The sequence below is a fragment of the Klebsiella sp. JB_Kp042 genome, assembly GCF_040065275.1.
Taxonomy (GTDB): Bacteria; Pseudomonadota; Gammaproteobacteria; order Enterobacterales; family Enterobacteriaceae; genus Klebsiella; species Klebsiella quasipneumoniae.
In genome coordinates, this window is the sequence record NZ_JBEAJL010000015.1 from 116,462 (window position 1) to 136,743 (window position 20,282).

20 protein-coding genes are annotated in these 20,282 nt (G+C 58.2%); 17 read left to right on the top strand and 3 right to left on the bottom strand.

Annotated features, from left to right (window positions below; genetic code table 11):
• Positions 1 to 69: 69 nt before the first annotated feature.
• Positions 70 to 1,368 carry a phosphopyruvate hydratase gene (gene eno / locus ABLV54_RS04825; protein ID WP_002915213.1) on the top strand — a complete coding sequence of 433 codons (1,299 nt, stop codon included), beginning with the start codon at positions 70 to 72 and terminating at the stop codon, positions 1,366 to 1,368.
• 63 nt (positions 1,369 to 1,431) lie between these two features.
• Here the strand turns inward: eno and ABLV54_RS04830 are convergent, their stop codons facing one another.
• Positions 1,432 to 2,541, bottom strand: a complete 1,110-nt coding sequence (locus tag ABLV54_RS04830; RefSeq protein ID WP_023290826.1) for an SDR family oxidoreductase — start codon at positions 2,539 to 2,541, stop codon at positions 1,432 to 1,434.
• A 477-nt stretch (positions 2,542 to 3,018) separates the two neighbouring features.
• Between ABLV54_RS04830 and queE the strand changes: the two genes are divergently transcribed.
• Positions 3,019 to 3,690 carry a 7-carboxy-7-deazaguanine synthase QueE gene (queE, locus tag ABLV54_RS04835; RefSeq protein WP_023290825.1) on the top strand — a complete coding sequence of 224 codons (672 nt, stop codon included), beginning with the start codon at positions 3,019 to 3,021 and terminating at the stop codon, positions 3,688 to 3,690.
• Positions 3,691 to 3,730: 40 nt separating this feature from the next.
• Here the strand turns inward: queE and queD are convergent, their stop codons facing one another.
• Positions 3,731 to 4,096 (bottom strand): 6-carboxytetrahydropterin synthase QueD, encoded by a 366-nt coding sequence (gene queD, locus ABLV54_RS04840; protein ID WP_004174641.1) that lies wholly within the window; start codon positions 4,094 to 4,096, stop codon positions 3,731 to 3,733.
• Between the two features lie 316 nt (positions 4,097 to 4,412).
• On the opposite strand from queD, the gene cysJ reads away from it, so the two are divergent.
• The 3 genes from cysJ (at position 4,413) to cysH (ending at position 8,757) form a co-directional block, all read left to right on the top strand.
• Positions 4,413 to 6,212: an NADPH-dependent assimilatory sulfite reductase flavoprotein subunit gene (gene cysJ, locus ABLV54_RS04845; protein WP_048335134.1), complete on the top strand. Its 1,800-nt coding sequence runs from the start codon at positions 4,413 to 4,415 to the stop codon at positions 6,210 to 6,212.
• Positions 6,212 to 7,924, top strand: coding sequence for an assimilatory sulfite reductase (NADPH) hemoprotein subunit (gene cysI / locus ABLV54_RS04850; protein WP_101881246.1), 1,713 nt, complete (start codon positions 6,212 to 6,214; stop codon positions 7,922 to 7,924). Before cysJ ends, cysI begins: the two co-directional genes overlap by 1 nt.
• 98 nt (positions 7,925 to 8,022) lie before the next feature.
• On the top strand, positions 8,023 to 8,757 hold the full coding sequence (gene cysH, locus ABLV54_RS04855) for a phosphoadenosine phosphosulfate reductase (protein WP_004205586.1): 735 nt from the start codon (positions 8,023 to 8,025) through the stop codon (positions 8,755 to 8,757).
• 68 nt (positions 8,758 to 8,825) lie between these two features.
• Here the strand turns inward: cysH and ABLV54_RS04860 are convergent, their stop codons facing one another.
• On the bottom strand, positions 8,826 to 9,872 hold the full coding sequence (locus ABLV54_RS04860) for an aminopeptidase (RefSeq protein ID WP_032453906.1): 1,047 nt from the start codon (positions 9,870 to 9,872) through the stop codon (positions 8,826 to 8,828).
• A gap of 246 nt (positions 9,873 to 10,118) precedes the next feature.
• Between ABLV54_RS04860 and cysG the strand changes: the two genes are divergently transcribed.
• From cysG to nlpD, 12 genes are all read left to right on the top strand, one after another.
• Positions 10,119 to 11,525, top strand: a complete 1,407-nt coding sequence (cysG, locus tag ABLV54_RS04865; protein ID WP_164481540.1) for a siroheme synthase CysG — start codon at positions 10,119 to 10,121, stop codon at positions 11,523 to 11,525.
• 9 nt (positions 11,526 to 11,534) lie between these two features.
• Positions 11,535 to 12,443, top strand: a complete 909-nt coding sequence (gene cysD / locus ABLV54_RS04870; protein WP_048335130.1) for a sulfate adenylyltransferase subunit CysD — start codon at positions 11,535 to 11,537, stop codon at positions 12,441 to 12,443.
• Between the two features lie 9 nt (positions 12,444 to 12,452).
• Entirely contained in the window at positions 12,453 to 13,880 is a 1,428-nt protein-coding gene (gene cysN, locus ABLV54_RS04875; protein WP_023290822.1) for a sulfate adenylyltransferase subunit CysN, read from the top strand.
• On the top strand, positions 13,880 to 14,485 hold the full coding sequence (cysC, locus tag ABLV54_RS04880) for an adenylyl-sulfate kinase (RefSeq protein ID WP_002915158.1): 606 nt from the start codon (positions 13,880 to 13,882) through the stop codon (positions 14,483 to 14,485). Before cysN ends, cysC begins: the two co-directional genes overlap by 1 nt.
• A gap of 50 nt (positions 14,486 to 14,535) precedes the next feature.
• On the top strand, positions 14,536 to 14,862 hold the full coding sequence (locus ABLV54_RS04885) for a DUF3561 family protein (RefSeq protein ID WP_004205590.1): 327 nt from the start codon (positions 14,536 to 14,538) through the stop codon (positions 14,860 to 14,862).
• 140 nt (positions 14,863 to 15,002) lie between these two features.
• Entirely contained in the window at positions 15,003 to 15,320 is a 318-nt protein-coding gene (ftsB, locus tag ABLV54_RS04890; RefSeq protein WP_002915156.1) for a cell division protein FtsB, read from the top strand.
• A 19-nt stretch (positions 15,321 to 15,339) separates the two neighbouring features.
• Positions 15,340 to 16,050 carry a 2-C-methyl-D-erythritol 4-phosphate cytidylyltransferase gene (gene ispD / locus ABLV54_RS04895; protein WP_017899180.1) on the top strand — a complete coding sequence of 237 codons (711 nt, stop codon included), beginning with the start codon at positions 15,340 to 15,342 and terminating at the stop codon, positions 16,048 to 16,050.
• A complete protein-coding gene (gene ispF / locus ABLV54_RS04900) occupies positions 16,050 to 16,529 on the top strand; it encodes a 2-C-methyl-D-erythritol 2,4-cyclodiphosphate synthase (protein ID WP_004181093.1) in 480 nt (159 codons plus the stop codon). The genes ispD and ispF overlap by 1 nt, the downstream gene beginning before the upstream one ends.
• Complete coding sequence (truD, locus tag ABLV54_RS04905; RefSeq protein WP_032453903.1) at positions 16,526 to 17,575, top strand: tRNA pseudouridine(13) synthase TruD; 1,050 nt, start codon at positions 16,526 to 16,528, stop codon at positions 17,573 to 17,575. Before ispF ends, truD begins: the two co-directional genes overlap by 4 nt.
• Positions 17,556 to 18,317, top strand: coding sequence for a 5'/3'-nucleotidase SurE (gene surE / locus ABLV54_RS04910; RefSeq protein ID WP_004205600.1), 762 nt, complete (start codon positions 17,556 to 17,558; stop codon positions 18,315 to 18,317). Before truD ends, surE begins: the two co-directional genes overlap by 20 nt.
• Complete coding sequence (locus ABLV54_RS04915) at positions 18,311 to 18,937, top strand: protein-L-isoaspartate(D-aspartate) O-methyltransferase (protein WP_101881244.1); 627 nt, start codon at positions 18,311 to 18,313, stop codon at positions 18,935 to 18,937. Before surE ends, ABLV54_RS04915 begins: the two co-directional genes overlap by 7 nt.
• Before the next feature lie 125 nt (positions 18,938 to 19,062).
• On the top strand, positions 19,063 to 20,193 hold the full coding sequence (gene nlpD, locus ABLV54_RS04920) for a murein hydrolase activator NlpD (protein WP_023290819.1): 1,131 nt from the start codon (positions 19,063 to 19,065) through the stop codon (positions 20,191 to 20,193).
• The last annotated feature ends 89 nt before the right edge of the window (positions 20,194 to 20,282 follow it).

A 20,282-nucleotide genomic window follows, 5' to 3' on the forward strand; every position in this document is an offset into this window, starting at 1 on the left:
CGGCAATGCACCCATTCGGGTGCATTGTTTGTCTGGAGTTTTAGTTTAACTTGTACTGAGGAAAACCTAATGTCCAAAATCGTTAAAGTCATCGGTCGTGAAATCATCGACTCCCGTGGTAACCCGACTGTTGAAGCCGAAGTACACCTGGAAGGTGGTTTCGTCGGTATGGCAGCTGCTCCGTCAGGTGCTTCTACTGGTTCCCGCGAAGCGCTGGAACTGCGCGATGGCGACAAATCCCGTTTCCTGGGTAAAGGCGTAACCAAAGCTGTTGCTGCGGTAAACGGCCCGATCGCTCAGGCAATCCTGGGCAAAGATGCCAAAGATCAGGCTGGCATCGACAAGATCATGATCGACCTGGACGGTACTGAAAACAAATCTAACTTCGGTGCGAACGCAATCCTGGCCGTTTCTCTGGCGAACGCCAAAGCAGCAGCTGCCTCCAAAGGCCTGCCGCTGTACGCGCACATCGCTGAACTGAACGGCACTCCGGGCAAATACTCCATGCCGGTTCCGATGATGAACATCATCAACGGCGGTGAGCACGCTGACAACAACGTCGACATCCAGGAATTCATGATTCAGCCGGTTGGCGCGCCGACCCTGAAAGAAGCAGTACGCATGGGTTCTGAAGTGTTCCATCACCTGGCGAAAGTGCTGAAGTCCAAAGGCATGAACACTGCCGTTGGTGACGAAGGCGGCTACGCGCCGAACCTGGGTTCCAACGCCGAAGCGCTGGCTGTTATCGCTGAAGCGGTTAAAGCTGCAGGCTACGAGCTGGGCAAAGACATCACCCTGGCGATGGACTGCGCAGCGTCTGAATTCTACAAAGACGGTAAATACGTTCTGGCCGGCGAAGGCAACAAAGCGTTCACCTCTGAAGAGTTCACTCACTTCCTGGAAGAGCTGACCAAACAGTACCCGATCGTCTCCATCGAAGATGGCCTGGACGAATCTGACTGGGAAGGTTTCGCTTACCAGACCAAAGTACTGGGCGACAAAATCCAGCTGGTTGGTGACGACCTGTTCGTAACCAACACCAAGATCCTGAAAGAAGGCATCGAAAAAGGCATCGCTAACTCCATCCTGATCAAATTCAACCAGATCGGTTCTCTGACCGAAACTCTGGCGGCTATCAAGATGGCGAAAGACGCTGGCTACACCGCTGTCATCTCTCACCGTTCTGGCGAAACTGAAGACGCGACCATTGCCGACCTGGCTGTGGGTACCGCTGCAGGCCAGATCAAAACCGGTTCTATGAGCCGTTCTGACCGCGTTGCTAAATACAACCAGCTGATTCGTATCGAAGAAGCGCTGGGTGAGCAAGCGCCGTTCAACGGTCGTAAAGAGATCAAAGGCCAGGCTTAATCCTGTCTTTGTGAAATAACCATGCCAGCCTTCGGGCTGGCATTTTTTTTATGCCTGCGGCCATTATTTAAAGTCGACAGCCATTTGCTGAGGGATCGACAGCCCGCGAGTGGTTTCCACGCAGCGGTCGATGTAATCGGTAAAGCGCGGCGGTTTTGGCATCCCCATGCTCAGCAGCTTGTCGTTGCTAAAGCGCACGTTCAGCGTGGCGAACGCGCCATATAAGCGCATCGCTTTCAGCATCAGTCGCTCATTGCACGGCCCAAAAATTCCTTTCAGTTCGCGACGCATTTTGACCAGCGTTTCATAGCTCACCTGGGCGTACTTGTCTCCCACCGGCGCCTGCTCCAGCGCCAGGGCCATCGCCCGGTCGATTTCGGCAAACTTCACGCTGTTCTCCTCGCCGGCAGAGATATGCACCACCTCGCCGCGGGCCAGCGGCTGGTTAAGCAGCATCAGCAGGGCATCGGCGCAGTAGTCCACCGGAATAACATCGATCCGATCCTCCATCGCGCACATAAATTTCTGCAGCATCAGCCCCATGCTGAACACCCAGAAAATACTGCTGGAAGGCCGGCAGCCATGATGGGTATGGCCCACCACAATAGAAGGGCGGGCAATGACCAGCGGTAGCGTAGGGCAGTGCTGCTGCATCAGTTGCTCGATGGCCGATTTCGAGTGGGTATATTCCACCAGATGCTCGGCGCGCTGCCGAAACTCCGCGCTCTCGGCGACCAGCGAATCCGGCTCCGGTGAGCAGGACATAGCGGTGCCGACGTGCAGAAAACGCTGCAGACCCGCCACCTGCGCCATCCGTTGCGCCAGACGCAGCGTACCCGCAACGTTAACCTTCCAGATGAGCGGGTTGCTGCCAAACGAGGCGACAGCGGCGCAGTTGAGGACATGGGTGACTTGCTCAAGCCGCGGGTCGTTAAGAAAATGCTCCGGAGAGGCGAGATCGCCCAGCAGGATCTGCTGCGGGCGCAGCATCGCCAGTTTCTCCTCGGCGATGTTGAACTTACGCATGTTCTCCTTGACCCGCTCCAGGCCTGCGTCGGGACTGTCGGCACGCACCAGCAGCAGCAGATCTAACTGGCTATCCTGATGGAGTATTTTCTCTAACGCCGCGCCGCCCAGAAAACCGGTGACGCCGGTAATGAATAATGTGGTCATAAACGCTATCTCATTATGGTTGGTCTGCGGGATTCTAGGAGGGACAAAGTAAACGACGATTAAATAAAAAATGGCGGGCAACAGGACTTTATTAAGAGGGGCTTAAGCTTATTTTCGGCGGTGGATAGGATTCGACTCTCAGACCAGATAAATAATTCACTCTTTCATGTATCAGTTTGTACACTTCTGTATTTAAAGGTGTTTTTGTGTTTATGCTGACATTTAATATATTCTGGTTTATAACGCGAAAAACATCTTCTGTTACATCTTTCTTTACGGTGGCATGGCGCGACGTTTATTTTAATCCTTACCACACTAATGAAATAAACGAAAACAGAAGCATGCTTTTAATTAACAATGAATAACCTCCGGGGAGAGAAAGCGACGCCGTGAAGGAAAAACGATCGCAGCGCAGGACAAGACCTGGACAGTGAAATCTGCGATAATAAGCGTTTATCACCCTAAACAGAGATGACTATGCAGTACCCGATTAACGAGATGTTCCAGACCCTGCAAGGCGAGGGTTACTTCACCGGCGTGCCTGCCATTTTTATTCGTCTGCAGGGATGCCCGGTAGGATGCGCGTGGTGTGACACCAAGCATACCTGGGACAAACTGGCCGATCGGGAAGTGTCGTTGTTCAGCATCCTGGCGAAAACCAAAGAGAGCGATAAGTGGGGGCCGGCAAGCAGTGAAGATCTGCTGGCGATTATCGGTCGTCAGGGGTGGACTGCCCGCCACGTGGTCATTACCGGCGGTGAGCCCTGCATTCATGATTTAACGCCGTTAACCTCGCTGCTGGAGCAAAACGGCTTTAGCTGCCAGATTGAAACCAGCGGCACTCACGAAGTTCGCTGTACGCCTCATACCTGGGTGACGGTATCGCCGAAGGTGAATATGCGCGGCGGGTATGACGTGCTGTCTCAGGCCCTGCAGCGGGCGGATGAGATCAAACATCCGGTAGGGCGCGTCCGCGACATCGAAGCGCTGGACGAGCTGCTGGAAACGCTGAGCGATGACAAACCGCGGATCATCGCCCTGCAGCCAATCAGCCAGAAAGAAGACGCGACGCGCCTGTGTATCGACACCTGCATCGCCCGTAACTGGCGCCTGTCCATGCAGACACATAAATATCTGAATATCGCCTGATAAAAAAGCCCGGCAGCGTACTGACCGGGCTTTTTTTCGCTTACTCGCCGCGATAGACGCAGCCAGCGGTGCAGGTCTCTTTCACCATCACCGCGCTCAGCAGCGGTACCCGCGGTTTCATCTCATCCCAGATCCATTTGGCCAGCACTTCGCTGGTAGGGTTTTCCAGACCGGGGATATCGTTCAGATAATAGTGGTCCAGGCGATCGTAGGTCGGCTTGAAGGCGGCCTTCAGCTCGGCAAAATCCATGATCCACCCGGTATGGGGATCGACTTCACCGGTTATCTCCAGACGCACCATAAATGAGTGGCCATGCAGGCGACCGCATTTGTGTCCTTCCGGGACGTGCGGCAGGTGGTGGGCGGCTTCGAAGGTGAAATCTTTAAACAGCGTGGTGGACATCATTGACTCTCAACAGGACGAAAAAAACCGCCGTAGGGTACCGGAAAGTACATTTTTTCGCATTAACTAAAACGGCCCTGAACAGAAAATCGACACATTTATCTGGGTTAAGTGAATTAAGTTGTGATATTTCAAATAGTTATTTAATCGATTTTGTTGTTAATAACTACAACTAAAACAGGTTAGTCCATTTGGTTATTTATTATTTCCATCCCTTCTTTAATTGTTACTATGCCCGCCGTTAACCTTCTATTCTCTTCTGTTTTTGTCGCGCTGACAGGGTGCGAATAACAGCTTTGCTTACTGGAACAAACGACGCATGACGACACAGGCCCCACCTTCCAACTTGCTGCCGCTCAACCCGGAGCAACTGGCGCGCCTTCAGGCGGCCACCACTGACTTCACGCCCACTCAGCTCGCCTGGGTGTCTGGCTATTTCTGGGGCGTGCTGAATCAGCAGTCCGGCGCGGCAGCCGCCGCTCCCGCCCCGGCCGCCGAGGTCCCGACGATCACGCTGATTTCCGCCTCGCAAACCGGCAACGCTCGCCGCGTCGCCGAAGCGCTGCGCGACGATCTGCTGGCGGCGAAGCTGAACGTGAAGCTGGTGAATGCAGGCGATTATAAATTCAAACAAATTGCTGCTGAAAAACTGCTGGTGGTCGTGACCTCCACCCAGGGGGAAGGTGAGCCGCCGGAAGAAGCGGTCGCATTGCATAAGTTCCTGTTCTCGAAGAAAGCGCCGAAGCTGGACGGGACCGCATTCGCCGTCTTTGGCCTCGGCGATACCTCTTATGAATTCTTCTGCCAGTCCGGCAAAGATTTCGACAGCAAGCTGGCCGAACTTGGCGCGGAACGCCTGCTCGATCGCGTCGACGCCGACGTTGAATATCAGGCCGCGGCCGCTGAATGGCGCGCGCGCGTCGTTGAGGTGCTTAAGGCCCGTGCGCCGGTCGCCGCGCCCGCTCAGCTGTCCGCCAGCGGCGCAGTGAACGACATTCACACCAGTCCCTACACCAAAGAGGCTCCGCTGACGGCGACCCTGTCGGTCAACCAGAAAATCACCGGCCGCGATTCAGAAAAAGATGTACGCCATATCGAAATTGACCTCGGTGATTCCGGTCTGCGCTATCAGCCGGGCGACGCCCTGGGCGTCTGGTATCAAAACGATCCTCAGCTGGTGAAAGAGCTGGTGGAGCTGCTGTGGCTGAAAGGCGACGAGCCGGTGACCGTCGAGGGCAAAACCCTGCCGCTGGCGGAAGCCCTGCAGTGGCATTTTGAGCTGACGGTTAACACCGCGACTATCGTCGAAAACTACGCCACCCTGACCCGCAGCGAATCGCTGCTGCCGCTGGTGGGCGATAAAGCTCAACTGCAGCAGTATGCCGCCGCGACGCCGATCGTCGATATGGTCCGTTTCTCCCCCGCGCAGCTGGACGCCGAGGCGTTAATCGGTCTGCTGCGCCCGCTGACGCCGCGTCTGTACTCTATTGCCTCCTCGCAGGCGGAAGTGGAGAGCGAAGTGCATGTCACCGTGGGCGTGGTGCGCTATGACATCGAAGGCCGCGCCCGGGCTGGCGGCGCCTCCAGCTTCCTCGCCGACCGCGTGGAAGAGGATGGCGAAGTCCGCGTCTTTATCGAGCACAACGACAACTTCCGTCTGCCGGCTAACCCGGAGACGCCGGTGATCATGATTGGCCCTGGCACCGGTATTGCGCCGTTCCGCGCCTTCATGCAGCAGCGCGCAGCGGACGGGGCGCCAGGTAAGAACTGGCTGTTCTTCGGCAACCCGCACTTCACCGAAGATTTCCTCTATCAGGTGGAGTGGCAGAGCTATGTGAAAGAGGGTCTGCTGACCCGTATCGATCTGGCCTGGTCCCGCGATCAACAACAAAAAATCTATGTGCAGGACAAACTGCGTGAGCAGGGGGCTGAGCTGTGGCGCTGGATCAATGATGGCGCCCACATTTATGTCTGCGGCGACGCCAATCGTATGGCGAAAGACGTGGAACAGACTTTACTGGAAGTGATTGCCGAATACGGCGCGATGGACGCCGAAGCGGCGGACGAATTTTTAAGTGAGCTGCGCGTTGAGCGCCGTTATCAGCGAGATGTCTACTAATGAGCGAAAAACATCCGGGGCCTTTAGTGGTCGAAGGTAAACTGACCGATGCCGAGCGTATGAAGCTCGAGAGCAACTACCTGCGCGGCACCATTGCGGAAGATTTAAACGACGGTCTGACCGGCGGTTTTAAAGGCGATAACTTCCTGCTGATCCGTTTCCACGGTATGTACCAGCAGGACGATCGCGATATCCGCGCGGAGCGCGCCGCTCAGAAGCTGGAGCCGCGTCATGCGATGCTCCTGCGCTGCCGTCTGCCGGGCGGGGTGATCACCACCACCCAGTGGAAGGCGATCGATAAGTTTGCCGCCGAGAACACCATTTACGGCAGTATTCGCCTGACCAACCGGCAGACTTTCCAGTTTCACGGCATTCTGAAAAAGAACGTCAAGCCGGTGCATCAGATGCTGCACTCGGTGGGGCTGGACGCGCTGGCCACCGCCAACGATATGAACCGTAACGTGCTGTGCACCTCCAACCCGTACGAATCGCAGCTGCACGCTGAGGCCTACGAGTGGGCGAAAAAGATCTCCGAGCATTTGCTGCCGCGCACCCGCGCCTATGCCGAGATCTGGCTGGATCAGAAAAAGGTCGCCACCACTGACGAAGAGCCGATCCTCGGTCAGACCTATCTGCCGCGTAAGTTTAAAACCACGGTGGTGATCCCGCCGCAGAACGATATCGATCTGCACGCCAACGACATGAACTTCGTGGCGATCGCCGAAAACGGCAAGCTGGTGGGCTTTAACCTGCTGGTGGGCGGCGGTCTTTCTATCGAACACGGTAACAAAAAAACCTACGCCCGCACGGCGAGCGAATTCGGTTTTCTGCCGCTGGAGCATACTCTGGCGGTGGCGGAAGCGGTCGTGACTACCCAGCGCGACTGGGGTAACCGTACCGACCGTAAGAATGCGAAAACCAAGTACACCCTTGAGCGCGTTGGCGTTGAAACCTTTAAGGCGGAAGTGGAGCGCCGGGCAGGCATTAAGTTTGAGCCGATCCGCCCGTACGAATTCACCGGCCGCGGCGACCGCATCGGCTGGGTGAAGGGGATTGATGATAAATGGCACCTGACGCTGTTTATTGAAAACGGCCGCATTCTGGATTATCCGGGGCGCCCGCTGAAAACCGGTCTGCTGGAGATTGCTAAGATCCATCAGGGCGAATTCCGCATCACCGCCAATCAGAACCTGATCGTCGCCAGCGTACCGGAAGATCAGAAGGCGCGGATCGAGAAGCTGGCGCGGGATCATGGTCTGATGAATGCCGTCACCCCGCAGCGCGAAAACTCAATGGCCTGCGTCTCCTTCCCGACCTGCCCGCTGGCGATGGCGGAAGCCGAGCGTTTCCTGCCGTCGTTTATCGACAAGGTGGAAGGGGTGATGAGCAAGCATGGCGTGAGCGATGAGCATATCGTCACCCGCGTCACCGGCTGTCCGAACGGCTGCGGCCGCGCGATGCTGGCGGAAGTGGGGCTGGTGGGGAAAGCGCCAGGCCGCTATAACCTGCACATCGGCGGTAACCGCAGCGGCACCCGCATCCCGCGGATGTACCGTGAGAACATTACCGAGTCGGAAATTCTCGACTCGCTAGACCAACTGGTTGGGCGCTGGGCGAAAGAGCGCGAAGCGGGTGAAGGCTTCGGCGACTTTACGGTGCGTGCGGGCATCATTCGCCCGGTGCTCGATCCAGCCCGCGATTTCTGGGAGTAACATCCTGGTGCCCGGTGGCGCGTAGCGATCCGGGCCTGTAAAACCCGTAGGCCGGGCAAACGCAGTGCCGCCCGGCAAAACAGGCAAACGAGGTTCTTATGTCCGTACTCGATCTAAACGCGCTTAATGCATTGCCGAAAGTGGAACGCATTCTGGCACTCGCGGAAACCAACGCCCAACTGGAAAAGCTCGACGCCGAAGGGCGTGTGGCCTGGGCGCTGGAAAACCTGCCGGGAGACTATGTGCTGTCGTCAAGCTTTGGTATTCAGGCGGCGGTGAGTTTGCACCTGGTGAATCAAATCCGCCCGGACATTCCGGTGATCCTCACCGATACCGGTTACCTGTTCCCGGAAACCTACCAGTTTATTGACGAACTGACGGACAAGCTCAAGCTGAACCTGAAGGTCTACCGCGCGGCCGAAAGCGCGGCCTGGCAGGAGGCGCGCTACGGCAAGCTGTGGGAGCAGGGCGTTGAGGGCATTGAGAAATACAATGAGATCAACAAGGTTGAACCGATGAACCGGGCGCTGAAAGAGCTGAACGCGCAGACGTGGTTTGCCGGTCTGCGCCGCGAGCAGTCGGGCAGTCGGGCGACGCTTCCGGTGCTGGCGGTCCAGCGCGGAGTGTTCAAGGTGTTGCCGATTATCGACTGGGATAACCGGACGGTGTATCAGTATCTGCAAAAGCATGGGCTGAAATACCATCCGCTGTGGGATCAGGGGTATCTGTCGGTAGGCGATACCCACACCACCCGCAAATGGGAGCCGGGCATGGCAGAAGAAGAGACCCGGTTCTTCGGGCTTAAACGCGAGTGCGGATTGCACGAGGGTTGATTAGCGCTTCCTCAGGGAATAGTGTGAAAGAGAACACGCGGGTGATGCCGCGTGTTCATTTGCATCCGTCAGCTTTTCTTCTCTACCTTCGCCAGCTCTTTCACCAGCGGCAGCATCACTTTCACGACATCGCGCCCGCGATGCTCGATCCGTCCTGGCAGCGCGTTGTCGATATATTGCTGATTATCCAGCTGAACGTCATGCCAGCTGATTCCCTGCGGGAAGCTGCGCGATTTGCTCCGCTGCTGATAGCCATCTTTCTTGCCTAATGACCAGTTGGTCGCTTCGACCGACAGCACCGGGATCCCCGCGTTGTCGAAGACGCTGGCGTCATTACAGCAGCTGGTGCCTTTCGGGTAAGCCGGATTGAGTCCCGGATTGGTGTAGGCGGCGATGCCTTTGCTGCGGGCGATAGCCAGCGCGCGATCGCGGGTCAGCTTGCGCACCGAGGCCGGCGTGCGGCGGCCGCTGTTGAAGTAAAGCTTATCGCCCACCACCAGGTTATCGAGATTGATCACCAGCAGGGTATTTTTCTTTTCCGCCTCGCTCATCCGCTGCAGCAGGTTTTGCGCGCCGAGACGACCTTCCTCTTCGCCGCTGGTGGCGATAAAGCGAATGCCATAGCGGGTGGGGACGTTCTTTAAATGCTCCGCCAGCTCCAGCATCACCCCGAGCCCCATCGCGTTGTCGTCAATTCCCTGCAGCGTCAGGCCGCCGAGGTTGTTTTCGACGTCTTTATCGCTCTGCGGCGCGTAGGTATCGAGGTGCGCCATGATGATGATTTGCTGGCGAGACTGGCCTTCATGGGCGGCGATCACCGTACTGCCGGTGACGTTATGCCAGTTTTTACGCTGGTTGCTGTCGGTATAGATGTAGCGGGTATTGAAGCTCCGCACGTCGCTCTGATAGCCCATCCGGGCGAACTGCTGACGCAGATAGTCAGCTGAGAGCATTTCCGGGGGCGTTCCGGTCATTCGTCCCGGGAAGACGGTGGCGATATGGCGAGCCTGACTACTGGCGGTGTCGCCCAGCGCGCTGAATGCGGGGGCGGCGGCGAAAACAAAACCGGTGCCGAGCGCCAGCGGAAGCAGACGGCGGCACAACGCGGAAAACATAAGGGGTCCTTACACGAACGAGACAATTTGACGCGTACAGTATGAAACTGTGACCGCGGTTAAACAATTTCAATTGCTCTTAAATAGCGGAAAAATAGCGTGTTAAGCACTTTTTGATATTTAGATTTCCACCGCGTTATTCCTTTGTGTCACAACTCATTCCATTTCGTAATTTCATTTGCTCTAAGGCGCACCCTATAGTCGCAGTATCGCTGATTGTAAGAGAGTTGTTACCCCGTGGATTACTTGCCCCTTTTTGCCGAACTGAAACAAAGGCCCGTGCTGGTGATCGGCGGCGGTGAGATTGCTGAACGCAAGATCAAGTTTCTGCTGCGCGCCCAGGCGCAGGTGCAGGTGGTCGCCGGGACGCTGTCTCCGGCGCTGGCCGATCTGGCGGCGCGCCAGGCGCTTAGCTGGCGGGCGACGGAATTTAGCGACGCTCTGGTGGATGATGTCTTTCTGGTGATTGCCGCCACGGAGGACGAGGCGCTTAACCAGCGGGTGTTTGCGGCGGCAAACGCGCGCTACCGGCTGGTCAACGTAGTGGATAACCAGGCGCTCTGCTCGTTTGTCTTCCCTTCTATCGTCGACCGTTCGCCGCTGCTGGTGGCGATCTCCTCCAGCGGGAAAGCGCCGGTGCTGTCGCGTATTCTGCGCGAAAAAATCGAAGCGCTGCTGCCGACGAACCTCGGGCGTCTGGCGGAATCGGCGAGCTACTGGCGCAATCATCTGAAAACCCGTCTGACGACCACCGAAGCGCGTCGCCGCTTTTGGGAGCGGGTCTTTACCGGCCGCTTCGCCAGCCTGATGGTGGCGGGCAACGCTGCGGAGGCGGAAAAAGCGCTGCAGGATGAGCTGGATAAGCCTGAACGCGAAACAGGTGAAATTATTCTGGTGGGGGCCGGACCGGGCGATGCCGGGCTGCTGACCCTGCGTGGCCTGCAGGCGATCCAGCAGGCGGACGTGGTTTTCCACGACCATCTGGTGACCCAGCCGGTTCTCGAACTGGTGCGCCGCGATGCCGAGCTGGTTTGCGTCGGTAAGCGCGCCGGCGAGCACTCGGTGCCGCAGCATGAAACCAATCAGCTGCTGGTGGAGGCGGCGAAGGCGGGGAAAACCGTCGTGCGTCTGAAGGGCGGGGATCCGTTTATTTTTGGCCGCGGCGCAGAAGAGCTGCAGGCTGCCGCCGCCGCGGGCATCCCGTTCCAGGTGGTGCCTGGCGTCACTGCCGCCGCCGGCGCGACGGCCTACGCCGGTATTCCACTGACCCATCGCGATTATGCGCAAAGCGCCGTCTTTGTCACCGGGCACTATAAGCCGGACAGCGCTCCCTTCGACTGGGCGCTGCTGGCGAAGAGCCAACAGACGTTGGCCATTTACATGGGCACCATGAAGGCGGCGGAAATCAGCGCCCAGCTGATCGCCCACGGTCGCGACAGTAATACGCCGGTAGCGATGATTTCCCGCGGTACCCGTGACGATCAGCAGACGATAACCGGCACATTGCAACAACTCGAACACCTGGCGAAAGACGCCCCGATGCCCGCTCTGCTGGTGGTCGGCGAAGTGGTGCAGCTGCATCAGCAGCTCGCCTGGTTTCAACATACATCATCCGCCGAGGGGTTTAACTCTTCGGTGGTCAATCTGGCTTAAGGAACGGTTATGGACCAAAAACGACTCACTCACCTGCGGCAACTGGAGGCGGAAAGCATCCATATTATTCGTGAGGTGGCCGCCGAATTTGCTAACCCGGTGATGATGTACTCCATCGGGAAAGATTCCAGCGTAATGCTGCATCTGGCGCGCAAAGCGTTTTATCCGGGAACCCTGCCGTTCCCGCTGCTGCACGTCGATACCGGCTGGAAATTCCGTGAGATGTATGAGTTCCGCGACCGTACTGCCAAAGCCTATGGCTGCGAGCTGCTGGTGCATAAAAACCCGGAAGGGGTGGCGATGGGCATCAACCCGTTCGTCCACGGCAGCGCCAAGCATACCGATATCATGAAAACCGAAGGGCTGAAGCAGGCGCTGAACAAATACGGCTTTGACGCCGCATTCGGCGGCGCGCGGCGTGATGAGGAGAAATCCCGCGCCAAAGAGCGCATCTACTCCTTCCGCGACCGCTTCCACCGCTGGGACCCGAAAAACCAGCGTCCGGAGCTGTGGCACAACTACAACGGCCAGATTAACAAAGGCGAAAGCATCCGCGTCTTCCCGCTCTCCAACTGGACCGAGCTGGATATCTGGCAGTACATCTATCTGGAAAACATCGAAATCGTGCCGCTGTATCTGGCCGCTGAGCGCCCGGTGCTGGAGCGCGACGGCATGCTGATGATGATCGACGACGACCGTATCGATCTGCAGCCGGGCGAAGTGATTGAAAAACGGATGGTGCGTTTCCGTACCCTCGGCTGCTGGCCGCTGACCGGCGCAGTGGAGTCTGAAGCGCAGACGCTGCCGGAAATTATTGAAGAGATGCTGGTATCCACCACCAGCGAACGTCAGGGGCGCGTCATCGATCGCGACCAGGCCGGCTCGATGGAGCTGAAGAAACGCCAGGGTTATTTCTAAGGAGCCGCCATGAACACGACCATTGCCCAACAAATTGCCAATGAAGGCGGCGTAGAAGCTTATCTGCACGCGCAACAGCACAAGAGCCTGCTGCGTTTTCTGACCTGCGGCAGCGTCGATGACGGTAAAAGCACCCTGATTGGCCGTCTGCTGCACGATACCCGCCAGATCTATGAAGATCAGCTCTCTTCGCTGCACAACGACAGCAAGCGTCACGGCACCCAGGGCGAAAAACTGGACCTGGCGCTGCTGGTGGATGGTCTGCAGGCCGAGCGCGAGCAGGGCATCACCATCGACGTGGCCTATCGCTACTTCTCGACGGAAAAACGCAAATTTATCATCGCCGACACCCCGGGGCACGAGCAGTACACCCGCAATATGGCCACCGGCGCGTCCACTTGCGATCTGGCGATCCTGCTGATCGACGCGCGTAAAGGCGTGCTCGACCAGACCCGCCGACACAGCTTTATCTCCACCCTGCTGGGCATTAAACACCTGGTGGTGGCGGTCAACAAAATGGATCTCGTCGAGTTTAGCGAAGCGCGCTTCAACGAGATCCGTGAAGCTTACCTGACTTTTGCCGAGCAGCTGCCGGGCAACCTCGATATTCGCTTTGTGCCGCTGTCGGCGCTGGAGGGCGATAATGTCGCCAGCCAGAGCGCGAACATGCCGTGGTACAGCGGCCCGACTCTGCTGGAAGTCCTCGAAACGGTGGAGATCCAACGGGTAGTGGAGAGCCAACCGCTGCGCTTCCCGGTGCAGTATGTTAACCGTCCGAACCTCGATTTCCGCGGCTTCTCCGGTACGGTCGCCTCCGGCACCGTGCAGGTCGGCCAGCGTCTGAAGGTGCTGCCGTCGGGCGTCGAGTCGAGCGTGGCGCGTATCGTCACCTTCGACGGCGATCTGCAGGAAGCCGCCGCCGGGGAAGCCATTACCATTGTGCTGAAAGATGAAATCGACATCAGCCGCGGCGACCTGCTGGTTGACGCGCAAGCCACGCTGCCGGCGGTGCAAAGCGCCAGCATCGACGTGGTGTGGATGGCCGAGCAGGCGTTGACCCCGGGGCAGAGCTACGACATCAAAATCGCCGGTAAGAAGACCCGCGCCCGCGTGGATGCTATCCGTTACCAGGTGGATATTAACAACCTGACCCAGCGTGAAGTCGAGTCTCTGCCGCTGAACGGCATCGGGCTGGTGGAGCTGACCTTTGACGAACCTTTAGTGCTGGATCCCTATCAGCAAAACCCGGTGACCGGCGGGCTTATCTTTATCGATCGTCTGACCAACGTCACCGTCGGCGCCGGGATGGTCAACGAGCCGCACCTGCAGGCGCCGACGTCGGCATCGCAGTACAGCGCTTTCGAGCTGGAACTGAACCAGCTGATCCGCAAACACTTCCCGCACTGGGACGCCCGCGACCTGCTGGGAGGCAAATAATGGCCCAGCATGACGAAAACGTCGTCTGGCATGCCCATCCTGTGACCCAGCAGCAGCGGGAACAGCATCACGGCCATCGCGGCGTGGTGCTGTGGTTTACCGGCCTTTCGGGGTCGGGTAAATCCACTGTCGCCGGGGCGCTGGAGGAAGCCTTGCATGAGCGCGGCGTCAGCACCTATCTGCTGGACGGCGATAACGTACGTCATGGCTTGTGCAGCGACCTGGGATTCAGTGATGAGGATCGCAAAGAGAACATTCGCCGCGTCGGTGAAGTGGCCAGGCTGATGGTCGATGCCGGGCTGGTTGTATTGACGGCATTTATATCTCCGCACCGCGCGGAGCGACAGATGGTGCGCGAGCGCCTGGGGGAGGGACGCTTTATCGAAGTGTTCGTCGATACCCCGCTGGCCATCTGCGAGGCGCGGGATCCGAAAGGATTGTATAAGAAGGCGCGGGCAGGGGAATTACGCAATTTCACCGGTATAGACTCGGTCTATGAGGCACCGGAAAAGGCGGAAATTCATCTGGATGGTGAACAATTGGTAACAAATTTGGTGCACCAACTATTAGACCTGCTGCAACAGAGCGATATTATCAGATCCTGAAACGGCAGCGGCATCGAGGGGTGCCGGTTGCCCGGTCTACAGGATTCGATATGCGCAATACCCAGAACCTCAGTATTATTCGTTCAGAACCGCCTCCGGCGACCGGCGACGAGACCACCTGGTCTTTGTCGGGCGCTGCCGTGGGCTTTATTTCATGGCTGCTGGCGCTGGGTATTCCCTTCCTTCTCTATGGCAGTAATACACTTTTCTTCCTTCTCTACACCTGGCCATTCTTCCTTGCGTTGATGCCGGTGGCGGTGGTGGTCGGTATTGCGCTGCACTCTCTGCTCAATGGCAAACTGCTCTATAGCGCCAGCGCGACCATCCTGACCGTCGGGCTGATGTTTGCGCTCCTCTTCCTCTGGCTGTTGGGATAACCCGTTTCTGGTATGAATCAAGCATGGGTATCAGCAGCAAAAATATGGTACAGTCCCCGCGTTACGCGGCATCGTCCGCGCGCCCCGGTAGCGTACCCGGGCGAGTTTTGGGATGATGATGCCGTTTTTCAGGGGGCAGGATGGGTAAACTAACGCTGCTATTATTAGCTTTGCTGGTCTGGCTACAGTATTCGCTGTGGTTCGGTAAAAACGGCCTGCATGACTACACGCGGGTTAACGACGACGTCACCGCCCAGCAGGCGACTAACGCCAAATTAAAAGCACGCAACGATCAGCTGTTTGCCGAAATTGACGACCTCAACGGCGGTCAGGAAGCGATCGAGGAGCGTGCGCGCAATGAACTCAGCATGACCCGCCCGGGCGAAACCTTCTATCGTCTGGTACCGGATGCGTCTAAACGCAACCAGGCATCGGGGCAACAGCAGAACAATCGATAACCAGGCCCAGGATTACAACATGGCAGCCACTTTTCCGGGCATTTGCGCCGTGGTGCCGGCAGCCGGTTTTGGCCGCCGCATGCAAACGGAATGCCCGAAACAATATCTCTCAATCGGTAACAAAACGATTCTCGAACATGCGGTCGCCGCGCTGCTGGCGGATCCGCGCGTCCAGCGCGTGGTGATTGCCGTCAGCCCCGGCGATCGGCGCTTCAGCCAGCTGCCGCTGGCCCAGCACCCGCAAATTACCGTCGTGGATGGCGGCGCCGAGCGCGCCGATTCGGTGCTCGCCGGCCTGCAGGCGTTGCCGGAGGCGCAGTGGGTGCTGGTGCATGACGCCGCGCGCCCCTGCCTGCATCAGGATGACCTCAGCCGCCTGCTGGCACTCTGTGAAACCAGCCGCGTCGGCGGGATCCTCGCAGCGCCGGTGCGCGACACCATGAAGCGCGCCGAGCCGGGCAAAACCGCCGTCGCCCATACCGTCGATCGTAATGACCTGTGGCACGCGCTCACCCCGCAATTTTTCCCTCGCGAGCTGCTGGTGGATTGCCTCACCCGGGCGCTGAACGAGGGGGCCACCATCACCGATGAAGCCTCGGCGCTGGAGTACTGCGGCTTCCATCCGCAGCTGGTCGCCGGACGCGCTGATAATATTAAAGTGACGCGTCCGGAAGATCTGGCGCTGGCGGAATTTTACCTCACCCGTTCCCGACACCAGGAGAAAGCTTAATGCGAATTGGACATGGTTTTGACGTACACGCTTTTGGCGGTGAAGGCCCAATCATCATTGGCGGGGTACGCATTCCTTATGAAAAAGGGCTGCTGGCCCACTCCGACGGCGACGTCGCGCTGCATGCGCTGACCGATGCGCTGCTGGGCGCCGCGGCGCTCGGCGATATTGGCAAGCTGTTCCCGGATACCGATCCGGCGTTTAAAGGCGCCGACAGCCGCGAACTGCTGCGCGAAGCGTGGCGCCGCATCCAGGCCAAAGGCTATACGCTCGGCAACGTCGACGTCACCATTATCGCCCAGGCGCCGAAAATGCTGCCGCATATCCCGCAGATGCGCGTTTTTATCGCTGAAGATCTCGGCTGCCATATGGACGACGTCAACGTGAAAGCGACCACCACCGAGAAGCTGGGCTTCACCGGCCGCGGGGAAGGGATCGCCTGCGAAGCGGTCGCGCTGCTGCGTAAGGCCGACAAATGATCGCCTTTGACCAACTGACCTGGCTGCACGGCAAGCCGCAGAGCAGCGGGCTGCTGAAAGCCAATCCGGAAGATTTCCTGGTGGTGGAAGACCTGGGCTTCGCCCCGGACGGCGAAGGCGAGCACGTGCTGGTGCGGATCCTCAAAAACGGCTGCAATACACGCTTTGTCGCCGATGCGCTGGCGAAATTCCTCAAAATCCATGCCCGTGAAGTGAGCTTCGCCGGGCAAAAAGATAAGCACGCCGTCACCGAGCAGTGGCTGTGCGCCCGGGTGCCCGGCAAAGAGATGCCGGATCTGAGCAAATTTCAGCTCGAGGGCTGCCAGGTACTGGAATATGCCCGCCATAAGCGTAAGCTGCGATTAGGCGCGCTGAAGGGCAACCAGTTTACCCTGATCCTGCGCGAGGTAAGCGATCGCCAGGAGGTGGAGACGCGTCTGCAGGCCATCGCTGAACGGGGCGTGCCGAACTATTTCGGCGCTCAGCGCTTTGGCATCGGCGGCAGCAATCTGCAGGGCGCGCTGCGCTGGGCGGAGAGCGGCGCGCCGGTGCGCGATCGCAATAAGCGCAGTTTTTGGTTGTCGGCGGCCCGCAGCGCGTTGTTTAATCAGCAAGTCAGTATTAGATTAAAAAAAACGGAATTTAATCAGGTTGTTGATGGCGATGCGCTACAATTAGCGGGGCGTGGGAGCTGGTTTGTCGTCACACCGGAAGAACTCGAGGTTTCGCAGGCGCGGGTGCATAACCGCGAACTGATGATCACGGCTGCGCTGCCGGGCAGCGGCGACTGGGGAAGCCAGCGCGACGCTCTGGCCGCCGAGCAGGCCGCCATCGCCGAGGAAACCTTGCTGCAGACACTGCTGGTGCGGGAGAAAGTCGAGGCGGCGCGCCGGGCGATGCTCCTCTATCCGCAGCAGCTGAGCTGGAACTGGTGGGATGATGTAACCGTTGAACTGCGTTTCTGGCTGCCGGCGGGCAGCTTCGCCACCAGCGTGGTCAGGGAGCTTATCAATACAACGGGTGACTATGCGAATATTGCTGAGTAACGATGACGGGATCCATGCGCCGGGGATACAGACCCTGGCGAAGGCCTTAAGGGAGTTTGCCGAGGTCCAGGTGGTTGCACCCGATCGTAACCGCAGCGGGGCTTCGAATTCGCTGACGCTGGAATCGTCACTGCGCACCTTTACCTATGAAAATGGCGATATCGCCGTCCAGATGGGGACGCCGACGGACTGCGTCTACCTTGGCGTGAACGCGCTGATGCGCCCGCGTCCGGACATCGTCGTTTCCGGAATCAACGCCGGGCCCAACCTGGGCGATGACGTCATTTACTCCGGCACCGTGGCGGCGGCGATGGAAGGCCGCCATCTGGGGTTCCCCGCGCTGGCCGTGTCGCTCAATGGCTATCAACACTACGACACCGCCGCGGCGGTGACCTGCACTCTCCTGCGCGGACTCAGCCGTGAACCGCTGCGCACCGGGCGGATCCTCAACGTCAATGTCCCGGACCTGCCCCTTGACCAGATCAAAGGTATCCGCGTGACCCGCTGCGGCAATCGCCATCCTGCCGACCAGGTGATCCCGCAAAAGGATCCGCGCGGCAATACCCTTTACTGGATTGGCCCGCCGGGCGATAAGCGCGACGCCGGGCCGGGCACCGATTTTGCGGCAGTGGATGAAGGCTATGTTTCCGTTACGCCATTGCACGTCGATTTAACCGCCCATCAGGCGCATGAGGTGGTCACCGATTGGCTGGAACGTGTCGGGGTTGACAGGCAATGGTAAGTAAACGTGTTGAAAGTTTGTTGAATCAACTGCGCACGCAGGGCATCGTCGATGAACGTGTCCTCGAGGCGATCGCGCGCGTCCCGCGCGAAAAATTTGTTGATGAAGCCTTTGAACATAAAGCGTGGGAAAACACCGCGCTGCCGATTGGCCAGGGGCAAACCATCTCCCAGCCGTACATGGTGGCGCGGATGACCGAGCTGCTGGCGCTGACGCCGGAGTCGCGGGTGCTGGAGATCGGCACCGGTTCCGGTTACCAGACCGCCATCCTGGCGCACCTGGTGCATCACGTTTGCTCGGTAGAGCGAATTAAGAGTTTACAGTGGCAGGCGCGTCGTCGCCTGAAACAACTTGATTTACATAATGTTTCAACCCGTCATGGCGATGGGTGGCAAGGTTGGCAGGCGCGGGCGCCGTTTGATGCCATTATTGTGACGGCGGCGCCGCCGGAAATACCGACCGCGCTGCTGGCGCAGCTGGATGACGACGGCGTGCTGGTACTGCCGGTCGGCGAGGAGCATCAGTTCCTCAAACGGATCCGTCGCCGGGGCAACGAATTTATCATTGATACCGTCGAGGCCGTTCGCTTTGTTCCCCTGGTGAGAGGGGAGCTGGCCTGAGACCCGGATTATTCCAGGTTTTTTTTGCCTGACTTTAGGCGTAGGGTGGACACATTTTTCAGTGTCCTGGCCGGGCTTCGCCCGGTAAGCAAGATATTGGCAGTTAACATATTCCTGGGGGATAAATGAGCGCGGGAAGCACCAAATTTACCGTCAGCCGTATTGCGGCTCTTTCACTGGTTTCACTCTGGCTGGCCGGATGTACCAACACCAATAATCCGCCTGCGCCGGTGAGCTCTGCCGGCGGTGCCGCTTCTTCCAGCACCAATTCCGGCATGTTGATTACGCCGCCATCCTCCGGCGTCCAGTCTGCTCCTCAGGCGCAGCCGATCCAGCCGGTGCAGACCCAGACCATTCAGCCGCAGCCAATGGCGCAGGAGCCGGTGCAGACGGTGAATGGCAAGATCGTATACAACCGCAAATATGGCGATATTCCGAAAGGTAGCTATACCGGCGGCAGTACCTATACGGTCAAACGCGGCGACACCCTGTTCTATATCGCCTGGGTTACCGGTAACGATTTCCGTGACCTGGCGCAACGCAACAATGTCCCGGCCCCGTACGCCCTGAACGTCGGTCAGGTGCTGCAGGTCGGCAACGCTTCAGGCCAGCCGATCACCGGTGAAAACGCCGTTTCTCAGGCCAGCGCAAGGGCGAGCGGCGGTGCGACGGCCACCACAACTTCTGCACAAAAATCGACCGCGGTGGTTGCTTCACAACCGACTATTACGTATTCTGAATCCTCAGGTGAACAAAGTGCTACCAAGATGTTGCCTAATAATAAACCAGCGACCACGACCTCGACGGTTGTCGCGCCGGTGACGGCACCTACAACGGTGAGCACAACCCAGCCGACTGCAAGCAGTACGTCAACCAGTTCGCCGATCTCATCATGGCGCTGGCCGACTGATGGCAAAGTTATCGAGAACTTTAGTGGCGCGGAAGGCGGCAATAAAGGTATCGACATTGCAGGCAGTAAGGGACAGGCTATTGTCGCGACCGCCGATGGGCGCGTCGTCTATGCCGGTAACGCACTGCGCGGCTACGGTAATCTTATTATCATCAAACATAACGATGATTACCTGAGTGCCTACGCTCATAACGATACCATGCTGGTTCGGGAGCAACAGGAAGTCAAAGCGGGGCAGAAAATCGCTACCATGGGTAGCACCGGAACCAGCTCAACAAGATTACATTTTGAAATTCGTTACAAGGGGAAATCCGTCAACCCGCTGCAGTACTTACCGCAGCGATAATTTGGCAAAGTACGGATAAGCGAAGCATTAGCTAACAGGCGCCAGGGCGGTGTCTATGCGCCTCTCGCTGAGAGGAGTAGGGGAAATCG

Coding starts and splice junctions, on each gene's coding strand:
- eno (WP_002915213.1), top strand. CDS start 70: ATGTCCAAAATCGTTAAAGTCATCGGTCGTGAAATCATCGACTCCCGT.
- ABLV54_RS04830 (WP_023290826.1), bottom strand. CDS start 2,541: ATGACCACATTATTCATTACCGGCGTCACCGGTTTTCTGGGCGGCGCG.
- queE (WP_023290825.1), top strand. CDS start 3,019: ATGCAGTACCCGATTAACGAGATGTTCCAGACCCTGCAAGGCGAGGGT.
- queD (WP_004174641.1), bottom strand. CDS start 4,096: ATGATGTCCACCACGCTGTTTAAAGATTTCACCTTCGAAGCCGCCCAC.
- cysJ (WP_048335134.1), top strand. CDS start 4,413: ATGACGACACAGGCCCCACCTTCCAACTTGCTGCCGCTCAACCCGGAG.
- cysI (WP_101881246.1), top strand. CDS start 6,212: ATGAGCGAAAAACATCCGGGGCCTTTAGTGGTCGAAGGTAAACTGACC.
- cysH (WP_004205586.1), top strand. CDS start 8,023: ATGTCCGTACTCGATCTAAACGCGCTTAATGCATTGCCGAAAGTGGAA.
- ABLV54_RS04860 (WP_032453906.1), bottom strand. CDS start 9,872: ATGTTTTCCGCGTTGTGCCGCCGTCTGCTTCCGCTGGCGCTCGGCACC.
- cysD (WP_048335130.1), top strand. CDS start 11,535: ATGGACCAAAAACGACTCACTCACCTGCGGCAACTGGAGGCGGAAAGC.
- cysN (WP_023290822.1), top strand. CDS start 12,453: ATGAACACGACCATTGCCCAACAAATTGCCAATGAAGGCGGCGTAGAA.
- cysC (WP_002915158.1), top strand. CDS start 13,880: ATGGCCCAGCATGACGAAAACGTCGTCTGGCATGCCCATCCTGTGACC.
- ABLV54_RS04885 (WP_004205590.1), top strand. CDS start 14,536: ATGCGCAATACCCAGAACCTCAGTATTATTCGTTCAGAACCGCCTCCG.
- ftsB (WP_002915156.1), top strand. CDS start 15,003: ATGGGTAAACTAACGCTGCTATTATTAGCTTTGCTGGTCTGGCTACAG.
- ispD (WP_017899180.1), top strand. CDS start 15,340: ATGGCAGCCACTTTTCCGGGCATTTGCGCCGTGGTGCCGGCAGCCGGT.
- ispF (WP_004181093.1), top strand. CDS start 16,050: ATGCGAATTGGACATGGTTTTGACGTACACGCTTTTGGCGGTGAAGGC.
- truD (WP_032453903.1), top strand. CDS start 16,526: ATGATCGCCTTTGACCAACTGACCTGGCTGCACGGCAAGCCGCAGAGC.
- surE (WP_004205600.1), top strand. CDS start 17,556: ATGCGAATATTGCTGAGTAACGATGACGGGATCCATGCGCCGGGGATA.
- ABLV54_RS04915 (WP_101881244.1), top strand. CDS start 18,311: ATGGTAAGTAAACGTGTTGAAAGTTTGTTGAATCAACTGCGCACGCAG.
- nlpD (WP_023290819.1), top strand. CDS start 19,063: ATGAGCGCGGGAAGCACCAAATTTACCGTCAGCCGTATTGCGGCTCTT.